Origin of the sequence: Aminobacter sp. Y103A, assembly GCF_030294925.1 — a bacterium.
Classification (GTDB): domain Bacteria; phylum Pseudomonadota; class Alphaproteobacteria; order Rhizobiales; family Rhizobiaceae; genus Aminobacter; species Aminobacter ciceronei.
Map to the genome: position 1 here is coordinate 61,943 of NZ_AP017989.1, position 22,361 is coordinate 84,303.

The 22,361-nt window shown below is 59.6% G+C and carries 18 protein-coding genes and 6 pseudogenes; 9 read left to right on the plus strand and 15 right to left on the minus strand.

Going from position 1 to position 22,361, the window contains the following annotated elements:
- Window positions 1-115: 115 nt before the first annotated feature.
- Window positions 116-1,654, plus strand: coding sequence for a bifunctional phosphoribosylaminoimidazolecarboxamide formyltransferase/IMP cyclohydrolase (gene purH / locus Amn_RS31570; RefSeq protein WP_199202443.1), 1,539 nt, complete (start codon window positions 116-118; stop codon window positions 1,652-1,654).
- Between the two features lie 101 nt (window positions 1,655-1,755).
- Here purH and Amn_RS31575 read toward each other — a convergent pair whose 3' ends face one another.
- Window positions 1,756-3,504, minus strand: a complete 1,749-nt coding sequence (locus Amn_RS31575) for a GMC oxidoreductase (RefSeq protein ID WP_199202442.1) — start codon at window positions 3,502-3,504, stop codon at window positions 1,756-1,758.
- Between the two features lie 400 nt (window positions 3,505-3,904).
- Here Amn_RS31575 and Amn_RS31580 point away from each other — a divergent pair, with 400 nt between their 5' ends.
- Entirely contained in the window at window positions 3,905-4,510 is a 606-nt protein-coding gene (locus tag Amn_RS31580; RefSeq protein WP_286299900.1) for a phosphoribosylanthranilate isomerase, read from the plus strand.
- A gap of 17 nt (window positions 4,511-4,527) precedes the next feature.
- On the opposite strand, the gene Amn_RS31585 is transcribed toward Amn_RS31580, so the two are convergent.
- Genes Amn_RS31585 through Amn_RS31595 form a run of 3 tightly spaced genes read right to left on the minus strand, consistent with a single transcriptional unit; the run spans window position 4,528 to window position 6,464 of the window.
- Window positions 4,528-5,754 carry an amidohydrolase family protein gene (locus Amn_RS31585; RefSeq protein WP_199202440.1) on the minus strand — a complete coding sequence of 409 codons (1,227 nt, stop codon included), beginning with the start codon at window positions 5,752-5,754 and terminating at the stop codon, window positions 4,528-4,530.
- A 4-nt stretch (window positions 5,755-5,758) separates the two neighbouring features.
- Window positions 5,759-6,106, minus strand: coding sequence for a hypothetical protein (locus Amn_RS31590; RefSeq protein ID WP_199202439.1), 348 nt, complete (start codon window positions 6,104-6,106; stop codon window positions 5,759-5,761).
- The gene (locus Amn_RS31595) at window positions 6,096-6,464 is read right to left on the minus strand and encodes a Rieske (2Fe-2S) protein (RefSeq protein WP_199202438.1); all 369 of its coding nucleotides are present in this window, start codon (window positions 6,462-6,464) and stop codon (window positions 6,096-6,098) included. The genes Amn_RS31590 and Amn_RS31595 overlap by 11 nt, the downstream gene beginning before the upstream one ends.
- A 250-nt stretch (window positions 6,465-6,714) precedes the next feature.
- On the opposite strand from Amn_RS31595, the gene Amn_RS31600 reads away from it, so the two are divergent.
- From Amn_RS31600 to Amn_RS31615, 4 genes and pseudogenes are all read left to right on the plus strand, one after another.
- Complete coding sequence (locus Amn_RS31600) at window positions 6,715-7,518, plus strand: BtpA/SgcQ family protein (protein WP_202367944.1); 804 nt, start codon at window positions 6,715-6,717, stop codon at window positions 7,516-7,518.
- A gap of 93 nt (window positions 7,519-7,611) precedes the next feature.
- Window positions 7,612-7,765, plus strand: a pseudogene (locus Amn_RS31605) (VOC family protein); the annotation flags it as partial.
- A gap of 529 nt (window positions 7,766-8,294) precedes the next feature.
- A complete protein-coding gene (locus Amn_RS31610; protein ID WP_202367943.1) occupies window positions 8,295-8,507 on the plus strand; it encodes a hypothetical protein in 213 nt (70 codons plus the stop codon).
- Between the two features lie 116 nt (window positions 8,508-8,623).
- Window positions 8,624-9,568 carry a DUF389 domain-containing protein gene (locus Amn_RS31615; RefSeq protein WP_244750051.1) on the plus strand — a complete coding sequence of 315 codons (945 nt, stop codon included), beginning with the start codon at window positions 8,624-8,626 and terminating at the stop codon, window positions 9,566-9,568.
- Between the two features lie 158 nt (window positions 9,569-9,726).
- On the opposite strand, the gene Amn_RS31620 is transcribed toward Amn_RS31615, so the two are convergent.
- From Amn_RS31620 to Amn_RS31630, 3 genes and pseudogenes are all read right to left on the minus strand, one after another.
- Window positions 9,727-10,260 (minus strand): Ros/MucR family transcriptional regulator, encoded by a 534-nt coding sequence (locus Amn_RS31620; RefSeq protein ID WP_199202435.1) that lies wholly within the window; start codon window positions 10,258-10,260, stop codon window positions 9,727-9,729.
- A 331-nt stretch (window positions 10,261-10,591) separates the two neighbouring features.
- Window positions 10,592-11,221 (minus strand): annotated as a pseudogene (gene queE, locus Amn_RS31625) (7-carboxy-7-deazaguanine synthase QueE); the annotation flags it as partial.
- An 85-nt stretch (window positions 11,222-11,306) separates the two neighbouring features.
- Window positions 11,307-11,840, minus strand: a complete 534-nt coding sequence (locus Amn_RS31630; RefSeq protein WP_286299916.1) for a hypothetical protein — start codon at window positions 11,838-11,840, stop codon at window positions 11,307-11,309.
- A gap of 344 nt (window positions 11,841-12,184) precedes the next feature.
- On the opposite strand from Amn_RS31630, the gene Amn_RS31635 reads away from it, so the two are divergent.
- Window positions 12,185-12,589, plus strand: coding sequence for a S46 family peptidase (locus tag Amn_RS31635; RefSeq protein WP_342216483.1), 405 nt, complete (start codon window positions 12,185-12,187; stop codon window positions 12,587-12,589).
- A gap of 636 nt (window positions 12,590-13,225) precedes the next feature.
- Window positions 13,226-15,472, plus strand: coding sequence for a DNA/RNA non-specific endonuclease (locus Amn_RS31640; protein WP_286299918.1), 2,247 nt, complete (start codon window positions 13,226-13,228; stop codon window positions 15,470-15,472).
- A 1,733-nt stretch (window positions 15,473-17,205) separates the two neighbouring features.
- Here Amn_RS31640 and Amn_RS31645 read toward each other — a convergent pair.
- The 7 genes and pseudogenes from Amn_RS31645 to Amn_RS31675 all read right to left on the minus strand — a co-directional run.
- On the minus strand, window positions 17,206-17,670 hold the full coding sequence (locus Amn_RS31645) for a phasin (protein WP_199202503.1): 465 nt from the start codon (window positions 17,668-17,670) through the stop codon (window positions 17,206-17,208).
- Window positions 17,671-17,798: 128 nt separating this feature from the next.
- Window positions 17,799-18,299: a hypothetical protein gene (locus Amn_RS31650; RefSeq protein WP_199202518.1), complete on the minus strand. Its 501-nt coding sequence runs from the start codon at window positions 18,297-18,299 to the stop codon at window positions 17,799-17,801.
- Between the two features lie 302 nt (window positions 18,300-18,601).
- A complete protein-coding gene (locus tag Amn_RS31655; protein ID WP_199202433.1) occupies window positions 18,602-19,303 on the minus strand; it encodes an IS6 family transposase in 702 nt (233 codons plus the stop codon).
- Entirely contained in the window at window positions 19,300-20,226 is a 927-nt protein-coding gene (locus Amn_RS31660) for an NAD(P)/FAD-dependent oxidoreductase (RefSeq protein ID WP_286299920.1), read from the minus strand. Before Amn_RS31660 ends, Amn_RS31655 begins: the two co-directional genes overlap by 4 nt.
- Window positions 20,227-20,664: 438 nt before the next feature.
- Window positions 20,665-21,156: pseudogene (locus Amn_RS31665) on the minus strand (IS630 family transposase); the annotation flags it as partial.
- Window positions 21,156-21,323: pseudogene (locus tag Amn_RS31670) on the minus strand (DUF736 domain-containing protein); the annotation flags it as partial. The pseudogenes Amn_RS31670 and Amn_RS31665, both read right to left, overlap by 1 nt.
- Window positions 21,324-21,579: 256 nt before the next feature.
- Window positions 21,580-21,723, minus strand: a pseudogene (locus Amn_RS31675) (IS110 family transposase); the annotation flags it as partial.
- 23 nt (window positions 21,724-21,746) lie between these two features.
- Here Amn_RS31675 and Amn_RS31680 point away from each other — a divergent pair.
- Window positions 21,747-21,905 (plus strand): annotated as a pseudogene (locus Amn_RS31680) (IS30 family transposase); the annotation flags it as partial.
- Window positions 21,906-21,952: 47 nt separating this feature from the next.
- Here Amn_RS31680 and Amn_RS31685 read toward each other — a convergent pair.
- On the minus strand, window positions 21,953-22,327 hold the full coding sequence (locus Amn_RS31685) for a hypothetical protein (protein ID WP_286299923.1): 375 nt from the start codon (window positions 22,325-22,327) through the stop codon (window positions 21,953-21,955).
- Window positions 22,328-22,361: the final 34 nt, after the last annotated feature.

A 22,361-nucleotide genomic window follows, 5' to 3' on the forward strand; every position in this document is an offset into this window, starting at 1 on the left:
TATATTCAATTTATAGTTTAGAAGAAGTTCGTTTCGCGGCTCGGCCACGGCCCGTCCATGGGCTCGTATTGTTCAGGCTGTAACCGCAGCGCTGCCGCATGGAAGGAAGCCTCCGATGTCCAATCCCATGCCACGCCGCGCCATCATTTCGGTCTGGAACAAGGACGGTGTGGTCGAAATCGCCCGGGTCCTTCGGGATCTGGGTGTCGAGCTGTTCTCGACCGGTGGTACGGCCGCCACTCTTGCCGCGGCTGGCGTGCGGGTCGCAGACATTGGGGAATTGACCGGCGTCGCCCCGCTCCTCGACGGTCGCGTCAAGGCGCTGCATCCTGCCGTCTTTGCCGGTCTGCTGGCGCGCCCGGACAGGCCGCAGCACGACGACGAATTGCGCAGCCACCGCTTTGCCCGCATCGATTTTCTGGTTGCCGGCGTCCGGCCCTTCCAACCTGCCGCGGAAGACGAAGCCGGCGCCCTGGACCTGATCGATATCGGCGGGCCGGCTATGGTTCGCGCCGCCGCCAAGAACCCTGATGGCGTCGTGGTAATGACCGCTGTGGAAGACTATGCGCCTGTCATCGCAGCGCTCGCGAACGACGGCGCCGTCAGCGCCTCGCTTCGCCGCTCGCTGGCATCCAAGGCTTTTGCACGGATGGCCGCGCACGATTCCGCGATCGCCACCTGGTATGCGCGCGATGCCGATCCTTTCGCGGCGGAGGCGCTGCATCTGAGGGCCACACGTGGCAAGATTCTGCGCTACGGAGAAAACCCGCACCAGCGCGCCGCCCTTTATCTGACCGGCGCGAAGAGCTGCGGCGCGGCGACGGCGACGCTGCTGCAGGGCAAGGAGCTTAGCTATGTCAATCTTCTCGACGCGGATGCCGCACTCGAACTCGCTCGCCGCTTCACCGAGCCTGCCGCCGTCATCGTCAAACATGCGGCACCGTGCGGCGTCGCGGTGGCAGGAACTGGCCTCGAAGCCTATCAAAGGGCGCATGCCGCCGATCCGTTAAGCGCCTTCGGTGGCACTGTCGGCTTGAATGTGCCGCTCGACGCCGCCACTGCCGAACGCCTGTCGCAGGTGTTCACCGAAGTGGTCATTGCGCCTGACGTGACGCCGACGGCGCGGCAACTATTGGCGGCTAAGCGCAATCTGCGTCTGCTAGTCAATGGCACAGTTGGCGCGCCCCGTTGCACGGAGTTTCGCTCGATCGGCGGCGGGATTCTGATGCAGGATGTGGATCAATTGGCGCTGACGATCGACGATCTGCGCGTCGTCACCAGCAGACAGCCATCGCCGCTCGAGCTGAACGACATGCTGTTCGGCTTTCAGGTGGTCAGGTTCGTCAAGTCGAACGCCGCCGTGCTGGTCAGCGATCGGCAAACGCTTGGCATCGGCGGCGGACAAAGCAGTCGGATCGGCGCCGTCAAGCTGGCATTGGCTGAACACGGCGAGAGCGCACCCCGGCGGTTGCAACTGGTGCTGGCCTCAGACGCGTTCTTTCCGTTTCCAGACAGCGTCGAGGCGGCAGCCGCAGCCGGTGTCACCGCGATCATCCAGCAAGGAGGTGCTGCGCGCGACCGCGACGTGATCGCCGCCGCCGACGCGGCCGGAATTGCGATGGCGTTCACCGGCGTACGAGCCTTTCGCCACTGAACCGGCTAGAGCAAATTTTACCTAGACTGATCCCTAGATCCGCTCACTTTTCGTCCATCGCGGACCTTCGGATCGAGATTATCCTCCAAGCAACTGGTTTCTCAATTCTGGTGGTTGGACTCACGGACAAGTCGTTCTACGAGGTCGAAGGCAAGCGCGACCATGGTCATGGTTGGATTCCAGGAGCCGGCCTGCGGCCACAAGGCGCCGCCCGTGACATAGATGTTCTTTGCCGCGCGCAGCCGGTAGTCGAGGTCGACCGGCGCATCCTCACTCGACCCGATGTGCAAGGTCGAGCTATCATGCACCAGCGCGGTGTTCCGCCGCTCGGTGATGTTGGGTCGTTCCCGGCGCCACTCGCCAGCGTCGGCGGTGCCATGCCAGTATTCCAGGTGGGTCGGTCCGTTTGGCGAGAGCACGTCCTCCAGCGTCCGGAATGTCGCTTCATCCATGGTGTCCCAGGTGGAACGGTCGCTGGCATTTTCGACGACCTGCAGCAGCGAATTGGTCGTCGGATCGGCGTCTTCCGGATTGCCCCGGTACCAGGTTTGCGGGTTGTAGCAGTCGAGCTCGCCAAGGCTGGCGCAAGGGTAGATGACGTGATCGCGCGAGGTCAGAAGCTGCGCCATCGTGGCCGTCGTCAGCACATCCGGCATGTAGCGCAGCGCGATGCCGGCGTTCTTCACCGGCTCTGGGTCACTGACTGCCGAGATCTGGATGTGAAATTGCCTGGTGTAACTGCCGTCCTTGCCCGCCGCATAGCAGGCGCCAAGCTGCAGGTCGTGGAAAGCGCCGTTGGGGTCGAGGTCCTCCCGTGGCACCCGCGCCGTGATCGACGACGTGAAATGCGAGGCAAAGCGATTGCCCAGGCCGCTGTCCGGGAACGCGTTGCGGACCAGCGTCGCCGCGGGCAGCGAGCCCATGGCGAGGATGAGCTTCGCCTTGCCAAGCGGCAGCACGCCCATGCTGGTCTCCAGCGCCGTCGCCGCGCCGAACTGCTGGACGATCCGCTCGACTACGCATCCCGCGACAATGTGGAAGGGCGCGCCGCGGCTGGCCCTGGCGCGGTCGCTTTGCAACTTGACATAACCCAGAACCTCGCCTGGCGTCGCGAACTTCTGGAAATCGAGACCATCGACCGACTGCGCATCCGACGCCAGTGGCGCCGGCTCGGTCCGGTAGATCGAGGCGATCTTGCCGGGCGCCTCCTTCAGCAGCCCCTGCATGCGGTTCTGAAGCGGGCCGTAGATCGGACGCTCCTTGGCCAGACGCAGCAACATCTCGGGAGCAACGTCCGCATCGACCTTGTTGGCCGGCTGCACATGCAGCAGCTTTTCAGCCGCCTCGAAATAGCGCTTGGCGGCAGCGATTGTCTCCTTCGGCCAGCCCTCCATTTCTTCCGTGGTCGGCCGCGGGCACCAGGCGCTCCACAGCGTCGACCGGCCGCCGAAGAAGGGCACCATGCCGTGCTGCCAGCGGATCGAGCCCCCTTCCAGCCCTTTTGCGGTGATGGTCGAGAGCGTCCATGGAAACGTTTCAGCAAGGCCACCCATTGTCTCAACGAAGGGGATCGGGAGATTCTGAAAGTGTTCGGGAAGGAAGAACGTCCCGCGCTCGATCATTAGGATGCGGCAGAAGGGGTCGCGCTCGAGGGCCTTGTGCACCACCGCCAGGCCGCAAAACCCCGACCCGATGACCACCAGATCGTATGTGCCCTCCTCGCGGGCCTTCTTCCACTGACTCCCCGACAGGAAATAGACATTGTTCATCACCTGCTGACCGGTCGGGTTTTGCGGTCCCGGCGTCGGATAGCCATAGTTGAAATTGGCAGAAGAGGCGGCCGCCCCCATCGAAATCTCCTTCTTCGTGACTGAGTTTGAGCTAGAGAAGGGAAACCGAGATGCTGACAGCATAATTCGAAATCGAAGCATCAGCAACTATATTTCTAACATCAAAAGGTTATTTCATACTTTGCTAATAGATAAATAGCGAAGCTCTTGACATTTGTTTTTTGTTCTCTAACGTGCTTGGGCGATTGCACTGCACAGGTCGTTAAGATTGTTGGTAACCGCCCGCAGTGGGCAGGTCGATCCATCGATCGACTGGATGAGCTTTGTTGTTCGGTGCAAAGTCCGCGGCCGGCGTACCCGGATCAAAGCAACCAGATGCGTCGAGCGAAGGGGCAGGCAACCTTCCATGTTGACACAGATTTATGAAGTCTCCGGCGCGGAGGAGGCGCGGGCCGTCGCCATGATCGGCGTCGATCATATTGGTGCCAAGGTCGGCTCCGGGCAGTTTCCGCGCGAGCTGTCGGTCGCCGCGGCGGCCGCGATCATCGCCGCCATCCCGCCTCCGTCGAAATTTTCGGCGCTCTTTCTGAGCAGCGATATCGACCAGATCGAGACATGGGCGCGTGAATTGCGCCCGCCGATTGTGCATCTTGGCGCGCGCCCCGAGACGTTGTCGCCAGCTGATCTTCTGGCCCTGAAGCGGAAACTGCCGGACAGTCTGATGATGCGCACCATACCCGTTTCCGGCGAGGACAGCGTGGCGGTCGCCCGCAGCTATGACGGCATCGCCGACATTCTCATGCTGGACAGTATCCGGCGTGCCGACGGCAAGGTCGGCGCGCTCGGCGTCACCCATGACTGGAGCCTCAGCCGGAGCATCGTCGAGCTCGTCTCGATACCGGTGTTTCTGGCCGGGGGGCTCGGTCCGGAAAATGTCGCCGAGGCGATCCGCGTGGTGCGGCCAGCCGGGGTCGATTCCAAGACCAGGACCGACCGAGAGGGCACACACGCCAAGGATCTCGAACGGGTGCGGCGGTATCACGAGGCGGCCCGCGCGGCGGGTTGAAGGTGCGCGGCTCGATGTTACAAGGAGGGTGGACGCCTGTCTGGCAAGCGAAACAACGCCTGTGCATTGCGGCCCAGAATGTTGCGTTTGGCGGTCTCACCGAGAAACGGCAAATCGTGGATAACCCGCGGCGTATCGAAATCGAAATGCGGCCAATCCGAGGACCACAGCAATTGGGTTTCGGCGGCGATCATCTCGAAAGTGACTTCCAGCGCCTTCATGTTGCTGCGCTCCATCGGCTGGCTGGAATACCAACAATGCCGCCGCATATAGTCGGACGGCAGCATCTTAAGCGCCGGCGCCTCCGACTGGCGCATCAGGAACTGGTCGTCGAGCCGCTGCATCAGGAAGGGTATCCAGGCAAGCCCGCTTTCGACCCATAGCGACTTCAGCCGTGGGAACCGCTCGGGAATACCCTGCAGAACCCAGTTGGTCATGTGCACCATGTTGCACCAGACGAAGCCCAGCGCATGCATGCCGAGGAAGGTGGGGACCGTCGCCAGCGACGGATCTTGCCAATGGTAGCCGGCGTGGAAGCAGATCGGCTTGCCGGTCTCCTCGATCATCCTGTAGAGCCGCATATAGTCGTTGGCGTGCACAGGCTTGTAACGGGTCGACGTCACCATGAACCCGACGGCCTTGTCGTTGCCGGCATGCTCCGCGACCACCTTGCACGCTTCCTCCGGCGTGTTGAATGGCAAATAGACCAAGGCGATAATGCCATTGTCGCCGCTCAGCAGCGTCTCGACGACCCACCGATTGTAGGCCCGGGCGAGAGCCACTTCCATGTGCGGTTGCGGATGCATGCCCAGCATCAGCATCGATGTGGGAAAGACCACCATATAGGCCACCGCCAGCCCTTGCATGGCGCGGCGGGTCAGTTCGACGTCGCGGTGAATGCCCGGCCGAGGCTCTATTCTCTCGCGCTGATCGGACTGATGTGGGATGCGGCCGCCGCAATCCTGATAGCGCATGCCGAAATCGCCGACCAGTCCGTAGGGCGGCGAGCCTACCCGTTCGCGGTGATAGACTTCTGCCTGGTCGCGCAGCACCGGATCGTCAATGTAGCGGACGATCTCCTTCCACGATATCGACTCGACGTGGTGGGCATCGACATCGACGATGGTCCAGTCGGCATAGCCGTTCGCCTCGGCATGTTGGCGCGCATGGCGCAGATATTCTCGCGTATCGGTGTAGGTATCGATTTCCTCGAGGTCGCTGGAATGGCCGGCTTTGCTGTCCATCGTCTCACCTGTCGGGATCGGTCAGGTAATGGTCTTCCGGGCGCCGCCGCGACCACAGCCCGAACTCCATTGGTCCGAGGCGCAATGCGCGCAAAATCTCGGTCGTCGCCGTTAGGGCTTCGGTTGGCGTTACCACCTCGTCATAATCGCCTACCAGCGCGCGGAACGTGCGCATCCCGCCATCGGCCTTCGCGGCATAGAGCTTGATCGCAGCGGTCATGACACGGCGAACCGCCTCGTCAGAGATACGATCGGCCTCGCGGCCGTCCAACGCCTGCCGCGCCAAGGCCCAGAAGCACTCGGCAGCCGCCTCTGCCTCGGCATAGGGGTCGTTGCGCCCTTCAATCGACATGCAGCACAATCTCCCCGTTGTGGACCACCGCCTCGATCGGGTCGAGTGCCAGCTTTTTGGTGCCGGCGTGGCGGCCGGTGCGGATGTCGAACTCAGCGCCGTGCCAGGGGCAGACTATGTGGCGCACCGTTTCGTCGTATAGGAGACCATGAAGCTTACGGTCTGCATCGATATTCTCGATGACCCGCTTAAAGATGCGCCCCTGGCACACCGGCCCGCCCTGATGGGGACAGACGTTGCGCCAGGCATAGAACGCATCGCCAAGCCTGAAGACGCCAATTTCGACCCCACCTATGCTGACCAGCAGCTTGCTACCGTCTTCAAAGTCGGAAACTGATGCAACCTTGTATTCGGCCATGACCGACCTCGGCATCTTTCGCACGCGAAGCAATCTAGCACCGGATCATCGAGCAATACCATCGAAAACGGAACAAGAGATAGTATTCAATTATGCTAAAGAAAGTCTCGCGCGCGAAAATCTACTCTTTTGATGTCGGTCCTGTTTCGGCTGTGGTAGTGTCCAGCGGCTAACGCTGGCGAATTTAATTGCGGCGCCGACGGTGGGAACACCGCCGACGCACATTGGTGGTTTCCCTGGAGAACCTGTCATGGTGATGAAAATCAGAGGCTTCGACGGCAAGCAGCCAATCATCGGCGTCATCCACCTGCTCGCGCTGCCCGGCGCGCCCAGATACGCTGGCGACAGCCGCCGAATCGTCGATATGGCGCTCGCCGACGCGGCCGCGCTCGCCGAAGGCGGCGCCGACGCTATCATGATCGAGAATTTCGGCGACACGCCGTTTTTCCCCGACAATGTTCCGCGCGAGACCATCGCCTGGATGAGCCGCATCGGCGGCATGATCAGGGACCGCCACGATGTGCCGCTGGGTGTCTGCGTGCTGCGCAATGACGGCCGCGCCGCCCTTGCCGTCGCCCACGCTATCGAGGCGGAATTCATCCGTGTCTGCGTTCTCGGGTCGCCGCGCGTGACCGACCAGGGACTGGTTGAAGGCCGCGCCTACGAGTTGCTGCGCGACCGCATGCGGCTCGGCTCCGACATCAAGATCTTCGCCGACGTCGACATCAAACACTCTTATCCGCTGGCCGTTGGCTTTTCGATCCGGGCGGAAGCAGCCGATCTCGTATCCCGATCGCATGCCGACGCGCTGATCGTGACGGGACCGGCGACCGGCATGCCCATCGACGAATCGGATCTGGCGAGATTGCGGGGCGTTGCAGACGTACCGATTTTCGTAGGCAGCGGTGTGACCGACAAGAGCATCACGAAACTAGCCGAACAGGCCAGTGGCTTTATCGTCGGCACTGCCTTCAAAGATTCGAAGAGCGCCGACGCACGGATCGATCCGGACAGAGTTCGGTCAATGGTGCGCCAGCTTCACCCGGAGCAATGATCGTTGTTGTCAATGGCTTTGATTTCGGGCCGGAACGTCAGCGGTGGTTGAGAATCGCAGACGCGCTTCACTCCAGAGTCGGGATCGGAACATGAGCCAGAAAACCAGTTTTACGGCGACCGGACCTATCGAGCGCGACTTCGAAGGTCATGTCTGGACCTTCTCTCAGACCATTCGTCATGTCTGTCGGGAAGAGGCCGAAGCTTTGACCGGCTGCCAGATCGATGGCTGGCATCGGGTACGGTAGGCCGACTATTCGCCGCACTCTTTTTTTGAGATTAGGCGCTAACCCTCGTTCGTGCGCGATCCTATAGCCGCAACCACAGCCAATATCCTGATGTTCAGTTCATGGGGAGGTCTACCAAGATTACATTTGAAATCGTAAAGACATTGACATTCCAGCGCGGGTATCCGATATTTTTATCGTTAAATGTATATCAGATTTTATCTACATAGCTACGCATAAAGACTTGTTGCGTTCATGTGATACTAGAGTATGTTAAGTTCGAAGGGTGATGTCTGCAGAGGCGCGCCGCCGGATGCCACACCGAATTCTTGCAGTCCTTGTTCGCAGTCACCAGACGCCTCGACCGATAGCAGCAAGGCAGCGAGCGCCGCACCCCTCCCCCGCGTCGCGCCTTGCCATCGGCCGAGGCTACCCATCGCAAAGTAGCGCCGCACAGGGGTAGGATTTGCCTATGGCGACCGGTAAGCCCCCGCGACCGGGAATGCGGACCTGGTGTTCTGTTATCTGAATTGATCTGGAGCAAATGACGATGAGATTTTTCGCCGACCTGAACAAGAGGCTGTCGGATAACATCTACAGGCACGGTCACTATCTCACTCGTCCTCATGCAGGCGATCGCCACAGGCTTGAAGAAACGGTCGAACTGTTGATGCCGTTCGTCAGGTCCGACGAGTACGCGATCGTCAAATCGCAAATCCTCGGTCTGATAAACAACCACAAGCACGAAGACCTCCTTCTTTGACCGTCACCGAGCGGAAATAGGTATGGCCGTCCAGCCCCTGCAATTCGCCCGGTAAGGACATGTCGATGCTGCAGGTCCGTGTCCTAACGCCACGTCATACGTGCGATGACGCAATCATGGCCATCCAAGCCGATCCGGCGACCGCGAACCTGGTGGTCATGCCCGGATTCGCGCTCGGCGGCGACGGCCATCTGCTTCTGTTCGACATCGCCCGCGAACACGTGAATGCCACAATCGATATGCTACGCAAGCTCGGGATCGAAGCTACGGGATCGATTTCCCTGCTCGAGAATGTGACCGTGATCTCTGCTGCTGCCGAGGCCGCCAAGAAGGCCGCAGGGGGCCACCCCGCCGACGCCGTGATCTGGGACGAGATTGAGGATCAGGCCGAAGAAGACGCGCGGTCGTCGTGGTCGTTCCTGAGTTTCCTTGTGCTTGCCACGCTGATCGCTGGCATCGGCAGATATCTTGACCAGCCTATCCTCATCGTCGGCGCCATGGTAGTCGGGCCTGAGTTTGCGCCGATCTCCGCAATCTGCCTGGCTATTGCGCGGCGGCGCTGGACGCTGCTTGAGCCCGCGGTCACCACGCTGCTCGGCGGCTTCGCGCTCGCCACGGCAATCGCGTGGCTTGTCTGGGCGACAGCGCATGCAATTGGCCTCATCGACCCAGTTGCCGCAACCACCGGCGCGGCCACGGATTTCATCGTCAAGCCGGATGCCTGGTCCTTCGTGATTGCGCTGCTTGCCGGCTGCGCCGGCATGCTGTCACTTACCACCGCGAAATCCTCGGCGCTGGTGGGCGTGTTCATCTCGATCACGACGGTGCCGGCCGTCGGCACGATCGGCCTGACGCTCGCGCTCGGCGCCTGGGGTGAAGCCTGGGCAGCATTGGTCCAGCTGGTGCTCAACGTCGCAGGCATGGTCATCGCGGGGACCGCCACGCTGGCCGTGCAGCAATTGACAAGGCGGCTGCCAACCCAAAAGCCGGCGCGGTACACGCCGCGCCGTCAGCTCACCCGAACGTCAAGCATTCGCCAACCCCGACCGGCACCGAGATGAAGAGAGCTTTCCGGCACTGCTGCCACCTGAGCAACGTCGACAGGCTGAGCCCCTATCCTGGGCAGGCCACATGTCAGCGATGCGACCGGCTGACTGATGGCCGGTTTCCAAAATCGTCTGTTGCGGCGGTTGCCTAGCGCTCCGCCCAATGCAGGACGCTATGCTGAGACGGGTGCCTTGCGAGGTTTCTTTGAGGGGGACTTCACCACCGTTGCTCTCGCTTCGGCTGGCGCTGCTCTTGTGGTTCGCTTCGCTGTTTCTGTCACAACTGGTGCTGGCGCCTCCGCCTTGCGGCCGAGCCCGGATGCCTTTGCCAGAGCCGAACGGGCCGCGGCATAGTTCGGCGCCACCATCGGATAATCGGCTGGGAGGTTCCATTTCTGCCGGTACTCATCGGGGCTCAAATTGTAATGCGTTGCAATATGACGTTTCAGGGATTTGAACTTTTTTCCATCTTCCAGACAGATAATGAAATCGGGCGTTACCGACTTCCGTGGCGACACCGCCGGCTCCTGCTTGACCGCGGTCGGGGGCACAGGCGTGCCAATCCCTTGCAAGGCGGCATAGGTATCCCCGATCAGCTTCGGCAACTCGCCGATCGGAAGCGGATTGTTTGACACGTAGGCTGAGACGATATCGGCTGCGATCGACACGAGATCGGCTTTGTCGTCCTGTTCGGGAGAAACGTTCATAGAGTTTCCTCTTGTCATGTGGGGGGCACAGCTGAAAGCGAGCGGGCCCGTTTCTTCATAGGCAAATTATTTGTCGCTATTTAAACATTCTCGGTTCGTCGTCAACACAGCTCACTTCCTTCAATCTGGGCGCGAGCTGAAAAATGAGACTTCAGCCGGAGACAACAACGCGTAGTTCGGCCGTGGCCTTGCGTGGCTTACGCGATATGCGCGCACCCGCACCATCATGCGAGATCCGCCGCCCGAAGGCGATTGCGCGGAACGCCTTGAGGCTTGAAATTCCAGGACTGTTCGCACCGATGCGCGCAACCAGAGATGCTCGCTATGCGGGCTAGACGCCCCTCTTGTTGCCCCAAAGCAGAACATGAAGCTGCGGCAGGACGCGGGCATCGAACCATCTGTCACGGATCACCGTCTCGACCAGCCACTCCATGCGTTTCATTATGCCATCCATGTCAACGAACGCATCCTCGTGACCGGGGCGCGGCGGCGTGTGATTGCCAGGCTGCAAATAGACGGGCAGCTGCGGAAAATGCGCGGCAGCATCTCTGGCATAGGCATAGTCTCTTGCATCGAACACGACGAACTTGAGCACGATTTGCGGCTTATTCTGCGCCGCCTCGATGCACGCTTCGAACGCAGCCCAATCGGTCGTCATTTCGCTTGATGGCGGCTTCGGGCTGAGAACCAGTATGTCGAGCTCGGCAAACCAGTCCCTGGCCACAGAAGCCTGGGTTTCCAATGCAAATCGATAGCCCTTACGATGTCCGCATTCGATCAGCGCACCGAGCGGCTGGATCGCTGGATTGCCGCCTGACAGCGACACCATCATTGGCCGGCCACCCGAAAGCGCAACGACCTTTTGCCAGATTGCGTCTGTGGACATAGTTTTCCATTGATGACGGTAGCTATTGTCCACGGCATGCAGGCTGTCGCACCAGGAACAGCGATAGTCGCATCCACTGTCGCTTGGCAGTTAATTGTAAGAATGCGCTGGGTTGGTCCGAGCTGGGCATTTAATTATGCGAATCTCGAGGGTCGGATTCTCAAATTAACTGCATCTGCGAAGAAGTTCTCGACCTGCGAGCTCGGGCTATCATGTTCTCGGCGGAGTCGCTGAATCGAGTCCTGTTGCCGCCCATCATATGACCGCCCAGCATCCGGAGCATCTCCGGTCCGGCGCGCTCGACGATGGTCACTCCCGCGAGCAGAGCGGGCCGCAAGTGAAGCGGCAGAATCGGACTGGCCGGTGTGGGTAGGCTTTCGTGGTCGGTGGCAACGACATCATCGAGATCCGGAACGATGGCGCCAAGCACCCTGAAGCGCCAAAGCTCGTGCTGGCTGGGTATTGGTCTTGGAATGCGTCGCATCAGGAGAAGCTGGGCGATTTCGGCCGGCGATGTCCAGGTCTGGATACCGCGTTCGGCTTCATCGTCGAGCAGCGTTTCACCCCGCAGGGCCGCACCACGATACTGGTGGAAAGGGGAGGGGGCTTCGTGCCCGTCGGGCTCCCGGAGCTGGTCTCCGCACAGAGGGCACGTGATGCGCCACCCCAGCAAATGGCTTCGCAATATCGGCATCGGCTCCGCGCAATCAGGGCTGCAGTTCGTGCAGCACTGCGCTGGTCTCGTGGCGACAGGCGATGCGATGACTGCACGACATTGGTGAAGGTCATACGGCGCACCACGTGTCGCTTGGCAGTTAATTGTAAGAATGCGCTGGGTTGGTCCGAGCTGGGCATTTAATTATGCGAATCTCGAGGGTCGGATTCTCAAATTAACTGCATCTGCGAAGAAGTTCTCGACCCATAACCAACTACATTAAAGATCGAAATGCGTTCGATTTCATATCCGCGCACCAACGCCGATCGCTGCGCCTCACCTGGGGCAAGGTGACAGGGCGAACGCGTGACGGGCAGATTTGGATGCCCTTCACCACGGCCGAGGGACTTCTGGCCAAGCACACTGGCAGGGGCGAGTTCGATGCGCCGGATGGGGTGGTTGCCGCGATTCGGGTCAAGGATTATGGCCCCTATGTCGCGCCAGCGCTGGGCACGTTGCCGGTCGTCTTCATGTCCACGGTCGACATCACCAACGGCAACAGCGGCTCGGCGACGCTGAACGGGCGTGGCGAGTTCGTGGGTCTCGCGTTCGACGGCACGCTTGAGGGGGTGATCTCGGACTGGGCCCCCGACGCGGACCGCAATCGCAGCATCCATGTCGACAGTCGCTTATCGCGCCTAGCCCAGCACTTTTCGATCGCGCCGTCGAAATCCGGCGTATTGGCCAGCACGACTTCCGTCTCCGCGAACTTCCGCCTACCATTCTGAAGCGTTCTGGTGCTCGGCAGTCGCAGGCGTTGTCCGTTTTGTGACAACTTCGACATTGAGACACTGCGCTATCAGCGTGATCGTTTGTTGTAATTAATTAGTTTTCCGGTTTGGCGCGGCAGTTGCCTGCGCGGCAGTTGCTTGGATGAAAACAGCTACCTATGGCACGAACGGGCAGGAGTTCCTCCATGAACAGCCTAACCGAACAGGCAATCACCACCGCGAGACCAATTCAAGCGGATCCGTCTTCCCTGGGAACCGAAACGGCCAAGCCTGTAACCAGTTCACCGCATGTGGGGACCCCACAATCTCGCAACGCTGACGAGGGTGGGCAACACGGCGCTCGGTTGTCCCGCCGCTTGATAAAGCCGATCGCAAAGGTGCGCGGGAGGAAACTCGGGCGCCAACTTGGTGAGCGGTTAGACCCGACCGGCTCGCTCCTGACAGGTGACGGCAGCGGATCGACATCGACACCGAGAAGGAGTTTTGGGATCCCTGTGTGACGATCATGACGTCTTTGCAGGCACTGGCCTTCGCCGCAGCCGGGCGCTGTGGGGCGTCAAAGTCCAGGAAGAAATGAGGTTTGCGAGGATATCGGATGCCTTTTGTTCGGTTACCGTGGAGGATGGTATGGCGATGGATGACGAAATCGATGGAGCGCTGTTAGCGAATGCAGAGGCTGCCGCCGCGCGATGGAAGAACCGCACAAGGATTCGCGAAGCGCGCACTGACGCGCTGACCAGACATGAGGTTCTGGCGGCGGACAGTCCGGATCGCCTGGTTGCGCGATTGAACAATATCATCAGCGATGTCCGGAAGTCCGGCGGGGGAATGCTCCCGCCGGAAAGTTCCGTCTTGAGGAAGTTCGTGGAGCGCCCCTTGCCCGTGACTATCGCAGAGCTCAGCGACCAGATCGTTCACGAGGTTATCACGGGTGCCCGCGACTTTCTTTCCGTGGAGTTTCTGGACCGGGGCTCGGCGGCCGCCCGAAGTGTCGGGCGCGTGCTTATGCGTGCTAAGGGAATCCTTCGCGCACGAGGCACTGGCTTCCTCGTCGGTCCGGGATTGCTTCTGACCAATGAGCACGTCCTCACCTCGGCGGAGCTTGCGGATCGATGCGTCGTTCAGATGGACTACGAGCAGAACCGCTTCGGTCCGGTGAAGCAGCCTCAGGAGTTCGCGCTCGAGCCGAAGCGCTTCTTCCTGAATGACCACACGCTCGACTACGCGCTCGTGGCGGTTGCTGTGAAAAGCACCCAAGGCGTCGAGATTTCCACATACGGATGGCTTCCGCTCAATGGCGCCCAGGGAAAGATCACGATCTCGGAGGAGGACTACCTCAACATCGTCCAGCATCCCCGTGGCCGGGAAAAGCAGGTCGTGATCCGCAACAACCGGGTTCTCGATATGAGGACTGCCGCCGAAGGCCTCGGACCGTTCCTGCATTATGAAGGCAATACGGAGAAAGGCTCCTCAGGGGCACCTGTGATGAATGATGGATGGGAGGTCGTCGGGCTTCACCATAGCGGCGTGCCCGCGATCGACAGCCAAGGGAACTGGCTCAGAAAAGATGACCGCATCTGGGACAAGGAGCAGCACTCTGTCGAGGAAATCAAATGGGTCGCGAATGAGGCCGTGCGGATTTCCAGCCTCGTTGCAGCGATCGAAAGCGCGCCCCTGGAAAAGGAGAAGCGAGCCTACCTGAATGAAGCCATGTCGGCCACAGCATCCATGGAAACCTTCGCGGCTATCCGGGTCCCCGAGAGCGTCGTGGACAAGCTGAATCCCACCAAAGACGTTCGCGAAGTGTCGTCCGGGAGACGCAGCGGTCCCGACCGGGAAATATCGAAGGACAGATGGGTGCCGTCGGCCACTATCGAGGTCCCGCTGAAGATAACCCTTTCTCTAGGCCGGGTCGGCAATCGGTCCGCACCGGCACGAAAGCCGCGCCCGCGACTTCCGGCCGAGTTGCTCGAAAAGAAATTAGAGGCGCAGGATTTCGCCGATCGCGATGGTTACGCCCGCAAGTTCCTGGGAGTTTCCGTTTCCTTGCCCAAGGTCAAGGCAGAGTCGAAATTCGGTGGTGGTGCTTTAGTCGTTCCCCGGCCCGCTCGACCGGATGATCGGACCGAACTGCGCTATCACAACTACAGCGTCATCCTCTGTGCGAAACGGCGCCTGGCCTATGTATCGGCCTGCAATCTGAACTTCGCTGCGAAGGAAACCGCAGGCCGGAAGGATGGTCGTAGCACCTGGAGAAAGGACCCGCGGATCGAATTCGCGGATCAGCTCGGCGACCGCTTCTATGACTACAATGACTACGACAGGGGACACCTGACACGGCGGGACGATGTCGCTTGGGGTGACACATTCGAGGATGCCGTTGCCGCCAATGACGACACGTTCTTCTACACCAACTCGGCTCCACAATATTTTTTATTCAACCGGCCGGACGAATACACCGGTGCCGGGCTGGACCTCTGGGGAGACCTGGAAAACTTCATCTCCGAGCAGGGGGAAGCGCAGCGTGCCCGTTTGACGGTCTTCAACGGCCCCATCTTTGGTGAGCAGGACAAGCCGCTACACGACGCACTTGTGCCGCTGAGTTTCTACAAGATAGTGATTTGGCGCGACGGGACAGAGGATCCGGGTGCGGTGGGCTTCGTGCTCGATCAGTCCGACCTGATCGCGTCACTACCCGAGGAGGCCATCGATCCGGGCCGTTTCGAACTGCGCCAATGTCGGATCGCTGACATAGAGGACCAGTTGGACCTCGACTTCGGGGTGGCGAAGAAGTGGGACCGCCTGGGGAAGATCAATGTCAGCGAGGCCTTCGGGGCTGAAGGGATCGAAATCGCCAGCTTGAAGGACATTAGGCTCTGAGCGAACAGCGCGGACAGTCCGACTCGACATGATGGCGGTGGCCCGCTTCCGACCTCACCTCGGCTTCCCGGGGCGATCTGCGTATGAGCACCCTTGTCGTCGAACGACATGGCCAGATTCTCGATGGCTTGCCGTTTCCACTGCGTGATCTGGTGCGGCTGAAAGCTGGTGGTTCGTCGCGAGTTCCGCAGTCGTCCGCTCGCCGCGGATCGCCTCAAGCGCAACGGATCAAGGGCGTGAAGGGGCTTGGCCGAGGAACTCGGCAAGGGGCTGCGGACGACGAGAACGCGAAGCGGGTGGTTAACGAGTCACATGGAACACCTCCATGCGCTGCTTCGTCCTCCCGGGAGTCAAGATCGTGGACGATAGGACCTCCACAACCTTTCGGTTCGGCGGGCTCGCGGCACCCTTTCCCCCCTGAGAGAACCGTCTCGGTTACCGATCGCTCTCCGTGGGCAACGGAACACGTTGGGCTCGACCCTTACAAAGGAGAAAATAAGATGATTCTGGCTAGTGGTACGGTTGTTGCAGGTACCGCTTCAGGCCATCGCTGGACGGTAGCCATCATGTGATCTGCCGTGTGGAGGAACGATGAAGAGAGGCCGTTTACAGTGGTCGGGGAAACGCATTCGGTCCCGTCAATTGGGGGGGCCTCCTCCCTGCCCCGCCGTCGCAGCGCAAGCCGATGTGGGACGGACGAGCGAGGCTGGTTTGGTTGAAACTAAATGGAGCTTCATCAGCAAAGGTTTCGATCTCAGGCAGTCCCGAAATAACGCAAATGCGCCTGGATCGCCTGACAGCGCAACGCCTCAAACGGGTGCAGAAACCTTGAGCGACATGATACCCCATCGATCCTAAAGCGCTCGCGGCGGCATGCTGCGCAGCTTTCGGTTTGACCGCGCTGATGGTCATTGAAGAGCGCCATGATCTGTTCGAACCGCACTACTCAACGCATCCAGCCTGAAGCACCTTGTATCCCATTGACGGTCGCCTCCGTTCCCCTGCCGGGAAACGATGATCGACACCGCAAGGAACACGAACCTCGTGAGGCCGCCCGCGGGCAGTTTCGGCCAAAACGCCCGGTCCGCGACTTCCTGTTCGGCTGTAGATGGCGTAAGCGGAGCGTAGTCTGGCCAAGACCACTTGGATCGGCGCCTTCAAGCCGAGTGACTTCGTGTCGACGTCCTCGCCTTCCTCGATCGCCTTGAGAAACTTCCGCACATCGTTCCTGATGGTCTCCCCGAAGTCGATGGCGACGTCGGCTGCCAGTAATAGCGAAAAGCGAACGATGTTGTTGCGATGTTTTTTGATAGTCTTGGAATCATCTTTTCCCCGGCCGCCACGCGTGCCGACAGGTCGAGGAAGGCGCGGGCCTTAAACAGGATAAGGAAGGAGGCTCTCGTCGACGATCGATACGCCGCGCTGCGGCGATGGCGGCGTAGTAGTGGTCGTCGTCGAGCAGAATGGCGGACAAACTTGCGGCATCATCTTCCGCGACGATCCTTGTGACCACCGCCGGCTCCGGAAGCGTGATCCCTTTTGGCCTCCGGGTGAACAGCTCCAGCATGCGCTTCGATTGCCGCAACAATCACGCGTGCCCGATCATGGCCGGATGCGACATTTGCCCATTTTATCGCGTGATGTCGGACATAGGACACAGCTGCATTCGGGCATCGCCCCCAATATGGAGGTCAGACCGGCCTGACGCCCAGGTATTTTCAGCGCTTGAGCTATCAGGCGGCCTTGAGGTCCCAAAGTGTCTTCTCGAAGATCTCCTTGACCGGTTTGGAGATATCGGTCACCGCCTTGGTAGTGAGCGCTTGAAAATCCTTAGCCTGCTCGAGCCCCATTTCGACGCGCTTGCGTAGAAATGTGGTCTGCAGCTCAATTACCTCGGACAGCGAGTTCGCGCCGGCTAGAGCTTGAAGATGCGAAAAGTCGGCGTCGACATTGGCGCGCAGCGCGGCGATCGTCGCCAGCGACACCTCGTTGCCGACTGACCTAGCGGTTTCAAAGGTCGACTTAAGCACTTTCTTAGCCTCATCGGCGCCGAGCTGGAATTTGGCAAGCGCTTCTTTCGATTGCTCGACGCCCTTTTCGGCGGCCGCGCGAAACTGATCGGTGGCCTTGCTGGGGTCGAATGGCTGGAATTCGTCGGTTTCAGCGGTTTGGCCAGACTTGTCTGTGATCTTGGACATTTCCGGATCCTTTTGGTTGGTGGTGGTTTGTTACCTGCACACAATGAACATGCATATGCCGTGCCAAAAGGGGAAATCGTTTCGGAACAACACGATGTCTCGAATGCAGCTGTGTCGTATGTCCGACATCACGCTCGGGGCACGCGTGATTGTTGCGGCAATCGAAGCGCATGTTGGAGCTGTTCACCCGGAGGCCAAAAGGGATCACGCTTCCGGAGCTGGCGGTGGTCACAAGGATCGTCGCTGAAGATGATGCCGCAAGTTTGTCCGCCATTCTGCACGACGACTACTACACCGCCATCGCCGTAGCGCGGCGCGTTGCATCGGCGTCCAGACATCAATCCAGGCGTCGTTCCCTGCGATCTGCTGGCCCGCCTTGATTGCTTCCAGGTCTCCCGCTCGACGATTCCTTTGTCGAATAGCAGGAATCCTTCGCAACGTGAGCAGAGCATGCCGTAAGACACGAATCGACCCGCGTAGATGTCAACCGTCGTGACCTTCAAGCCGTCCTGTTCGAAGACATCGATTCCGAGTGCCCGAGCCTGTTCCGTCGTCAACAGAAGGAAATCATTCGGCCCAGCGATCGTGAAGAACCGTATCGCTTCGATGCGCAGGCCGAGATGGGGCAATATGATCCAATCTCGGCCTTGGCCACTCCGGATTCCTTGTACTCGCCGTTTTCCTCCCGGTGGGCGGCATGGAAGCCGATCTTTGAAGAAGCGGACATATATCGCCGCGCGCCCGCAACCCAGATCAGGCCGCAGGCGGAAAACACCCGCTATCTGGCAGCACCATAGTCGCATAATTGCGGAATTATGGAGCAAATTCCGCAAGAATCCGATGATGTGTGGTGCACCTTCCGAAGCTCGTTTTCCGGCATCGTAAACTTAAAGAGCGCGAGGCGGTCGTAGCCCGCTTGCCCCACGGCGGTTCAAGCCCGCGCGATTTTTGCCCACAGGTTCATTGCCTCTGAACGCAGTTCGCGATGATGGCTGGAGGAGATTTCGTGGCGGGGGATGTGAAACAGGTTGGCAATCGGATCATGAATTGAGACGAAGCGCTGCAAATGGCGTTGTGACTTGTAGCGTTTCATGATCCGTTCCCGTCGCCGGACTGGCTGATGGGAATTCTCCGCCCGATTGTTCAAGCCTTTATGCGAACGGTGTTCGACCCCCGGCATGATCTCTCGCTTTGCAGCGTCGTAAGACCGAAGCTTGTCGGTGATCATCACGCGCGGCGCGCGGCCTTGGCCCTTCAACAGCTTGCGCATCAGACGCTTGGCCGCCTTGGCATTGCGACGACTTTGCACCAGAACCTCCAGGACGAAACCGTCCTGATCGACGGCGCGCCAGAGCCAGTGCTTCTTGCCGCGGATCGAAACGACGGCCTCGTCGAGATGCCACTTGTCACCCAGCCGACCCGCTGAGCGGCGGCGGATCTCGCTGGCAAAGGTCCGCCCGAATTTCTCTGCCCAAAGCCGGACTGTCTGATGCGAGACAATAATCCCTCGTGCCGCCAGCAAGTCCTCGACCATTCGCAAACTGAGAGGAAAACGGAAATAGAGCCAGACAGCATGGGCGATGATCTCGGCGGGAAAGCGGTGGCGGCGGTAGAGTGGGTCACGCTCTGTCATAGCCCGTCATCGCACATCGGTATCCAAGCTTCGTTAAGTTGACGATGCCCGTTAAGCTCCTGTTCAGCCAACCGTTTCACCAACAGGGAGATCCCTCCCATAATCAGGCGCTGATCGTCCTCGTACCCGTTAATTACAAGACGCAGTATCTCAGTAAACGCGGCTTGGTACACAGGTAAAAAGCCTCCAGATCCAATCCCCAGCGATCCGAAAAGCTCAAAATCTTCCGGCCTTTTCCAAGGTACGCGCCCTGGTGGCTGCGGTCCGGTAAAGATGGTGACGAGGGCCGAATAGAAGGAGATGTCGCGAAACGAATCTAGCCAGGCCTGCCATGCGTCACGAGCTTGGTCAAAGCGATGCGACCGAAGCAAAGTTGTGATCTTCGCCGGTGCGGGCAGTTGAATCCCTTCGTGCACGTAACCGTCGCCCATCAATGCCTGCCATCCTTGATGAACGCGCCTAAACAGTGGCGGCGGAGACTCGCCGGCCTGCCATAAATGACGCGCACCTCGATAGTGCACCTCGGTATCCACGATGCCCGGATCAGGGAAGGAAGCTGCGGTATCTATCCTCAATTTGTCCAGATAATGGAACAGGCAGGTTGCGCTGGCAGGAAAGCGCATAGCGCCCATCTCGGCAATGAGATGCGGTTCGCGCGGGTCGAAGATTTGTGACCAAGCCCGCCCACCCATACGATCCCGCGCCTCAAATAGCACGATGTCCGTTATTCCGGCGCGCAAAAGTTCAGTCGCCGCCACCAAGCCACTGATGCCGGCGCCCACAATGCCAACCCGCGGGCGCTGGCTGTTTTGAGCAAAGCTCCCAATAACACCTTCAGACTCGCTCAATCGCAAGAACGGTCCATAATCATACAGAAGATCGATACTCGGCAATGAATTTCTTGCGATGGTATTGTTCAGCATACCGCTCTCCGGTGATAGCTTATTTCTTGAGATCTAGTGTGGCCGCCCTCAGAACGCCTCCCCCGTTAAATTGGAACGCCGCGCGGCCACAGCATAACAATTGCTGCTCACCGGAGGCGCAATTAACGGTGGGTATTAGTAGAGAGCTTGCCAGCTTCTGTGCTCAGTAATAATAATCACTGCAAACGCATCTCGCTAATCGGAGATTGACGCAATATTTATTTGGATCAGAATTGATTGCTCAGCAGAAATCCATCGCATTCCTCTCATATAGGGAAGTCGCACTCCTGCAACCGACCACGTTCCAAATACTCGCGCGCGATATATTCTATTAGTGCTTGCTAATGATCAATATCATCTATTTCTTTCTATCACTCAATTCCAACTCAGTGGATTAATATTAAGTTTCATATGTAATATAATACGCCTCCTCACTGATCAGAACCCATTTGTCCATTCTCTTCGGCCGATGGACATGATGCGCCAAGGCTGGTTTTCGAGCTTGCGCCAAGCATCGCAGCAATGGGCGACGATATCGTCATAGGATTTGAAGATGCGGTTCGACAGCCAGTTTTCGCGCATGACGAGCCAGAGGTTTTCGACCGGGTTGAGCTCCGGTGATTTCGGCGGCAGTGGCAGGATGGTGATATTCGTGGGCACGACGAGGTTGTTGGACATGTGCCACCCGGCCTGATCCATGATGAGGATGGCATGCGCGTCATCGGCCACATGGCGGGAGATTTCGGTCAGATGCTGGGTCATGGCGTATGTGTCACACCAGGGCATGGCCAGCGCTGCCGCCTTGCCGAGCTCGGGGCAGATCGCGCCGAAGATGTAGGCTGATCGGGTTCGCTGGTCGTGCGGTGCCGAAGGTTGCGTTCCACGCTTTGCCCAGCGGCGGGTGATCTTGTTCTTTTGACCGACACGGGCTTACCCGGCCACAAGGCCGCGGTGATCGGGGCGTTGAAGCTTGGATCGTTCAGCTTGACCGAGACGTATTCCTCGCCGTCGTTGGAGACCGCCTTCCAACCCGCGCCGACCTCGACGCCGTTACCGGCGGTGATGCGGAAGTCCGGGGTGTCGCGCGAGACGCGCTCCTCGATGGCCCTGTCGATGGGGTTGTCTAATCGCGGTGGGGACGTCAAGTATCTTCGCGCTTGGAGATGCGTTGGCCGGGTACACGGTTGTCTTCGCGGTCAACATCGGTCGCCGCATGATGGAGCTTCGCGGGACGAGCCTTCAATGTGGACGGTGACTTTGCTGAGTCAGCGGTGCAACCCCATCAGCGGAATGGCTCGGCTCACGTCCCGGCAGGGACGCCTCAGGCGTTCAGATTCTGAACGCTATCCGGATTTACGTTGTGGGTCCTGCATTTGGATTAAAGAGCTCGCCGGTTTTAAGCATCGTATGCATTATCACCGCCAGTTTGCGCGCCACAGCCACGGCAGCTCTTTTGAAGCCGATCCTCTCCCGGAGCTGGAGACCCCATGTCCGCAGGGGGCGTTGTCAACTTAACTCGCGTTCAGGGTCGGGGAGCGCTACGCCGCGAACTGTCGGCCTGCTTGCGAACGGGGCGCGTGTTGCGGGTCCCCAGGGCGCGTGTACGCAGGCGAGGCAAGAGCTTTGTCTCGCCGGACATCATGATTAGTCAACGCCCCGCCGAAGCGGCCGATCGCGCTTTTGGCCGTTTCACAACCCAATCGATATGGACGAGGCCGCGATTGCCCTAGCGGAGGCGCTCGAAGAGGTCCGGCACAGGCTTGAGCTCTGAAGCTTTCGCCCCTTCCTCATAGGTATAGATGACGTTGACGATGATGGAGGTGATGTCGGGATATCGCGCGACTAGGTGGGCGGCTGCGTCCGTATAGTCACCGGCCGACAGCTTGTCGCCAAGGGCGGCGACGTCCCCTTCTGCGTGTCTGGGGATCTCATAAAGGGTGACAGCAAATTCCTCGTTCAGTTCTGGGTCTTGCGGCGGACACCATGCATCCATTTCGGCATAGTGGCGTTCGATCGCCGACGCCGCGTCCGCGCCACGGACCAACGCCCCATAGTCACCCTCTTGGGTCATCATCAGAAACATCTTCGTGCTCGTGAGCATCATAAACTCCATCATCATGGGAAAAAGCGGTAGG

What these genes read in the sequence shown, in the direction of transcription:
- Amn_RS31595 (WP_199202438.1), bottom strand. Translation starts at nt 6,464, where the DNA reads ATGGCCGAATACAAGGTTGCATCAGTTTCCGACTTTGAAGACGGTAGC.
- Amn_RS31620 (WP_199202435.1), bottom strand. Translation starts at nt 10,260, where the DNA reads ATGAACGTTTCTCCCGAACAGGACGACAAAGCCGATCTCGTGTCGATC.
- Amn_RS31685 (WP_286299923.1), bottom strand. Translation starts at nt 22,327, where the DNA reads ATGCTCACGAGCACGAAGATGTTTCTGATGATGACCCAAGAGGGTGAC.
- Amn_RS31580 (WP_286299900.1), top strand. Translation starts at nt 3,905, where the DNA reads ATGATCGGCGTCGATCATATTGGTGCCAAGGTCGGCTCCGGGCAGTTT.
- Amn_RS31655 (WP_199202433.1), bottom strand. Translation starts at nt 19,303, where the DNA reads ATGACAGAGCGTGACCCACTCTACCGCCGCCACCGCTTTCCCGCCGAG.
- Amn_RS31610 (WP_202367943.1), top strand. Translation starts at nt 8,295, where the DNA reads ATGAGATTTTTCGCCGACCTGAACAAGAGGCTGTCGGATAACATCTAC.
- Amn_RS31600 (WP_202367944.1), top strand. Translation starts at nt 6,715, where the DNA reads ATGGTGATGAAAATCAGAGGCTTCGACGGCAAGCAGCCAATCATCGGC.
- Amn_RS31660 (WP_286299920.1), bottom strand. Translation starts at nt 20,226, where the DNA reads ATGCTGAACAATACCATCGCAAGAAATTCATTGCCGAGTATCGATCTT.
- Amn_RS31630 (WP_286299916.1), bottom strand. Translation starts at nt 11,840, where the DNA reads ATGCCGATATTGCGAAGCCATTTGCTGGGGTGGCGCATCACGTGCCCT.
- Amn_RS31575 (WP_199202442.1), bottom strand. Translation starts at nt 3,504, where the DNA reads ATGGGGGCGGCCGCCTCTTCTGCCAATTTCAACTATGGCTATCCGACG.
- Amn_RS31635 (WP_342216483.1), top strand. Translation starts at nt 12,185, where the DNA reads ATGCCCTTCACCACGGCCGAGGGACTTCTGGCCAAGCACACTGGCAGG.
- Amn_RS31645 (WP_199202503.1), bottom strand. Translation starts at nt 17,670, where the DNA reads ATGTCCAAGATCACAGACAAGTCTGGCCAAACCGCTGAAACCGACGAA.
- purH (WP_199202443.1), top strand. Translation starts at nt 116, where the DNA reads ATGTCCAATCCCATGCCACGCCGCGCCATCATTTCGGTCTGGAACAAG.
- Amn_RS31590 (WP_199202439.1), bottom strand. Translation starts at nt 6,106, where the DNA reads ATGTCGATTGAAGGGCGCAACGACCCCTATGCCGAGGCAGAGGCGGCT.
- Amn_RS31585 (WP_199202440.1), bottom strand. Translation starts at nt 5,754, where the DNA reads ATGGACAGCAAAGCCGGCCATTCCAGCGACCTCGAGGAAATCGATACC.
- Amn_RS31640 (WP_286299918.1), top strand. Translation starts at nt 13,226, where the DNA reads ATGGATGACGAAATCGATGGAGCGCTGTTAGCGAATGCAGAGGCTGCC.
- Amn_RS31615 (WP_244750051.1), top strand. Translation starts at nt 8,624, where the DNA reads ATGGCCATCCAAGCCGATCCGGCGACCGCGAACCTGGTGGTCATGCCC.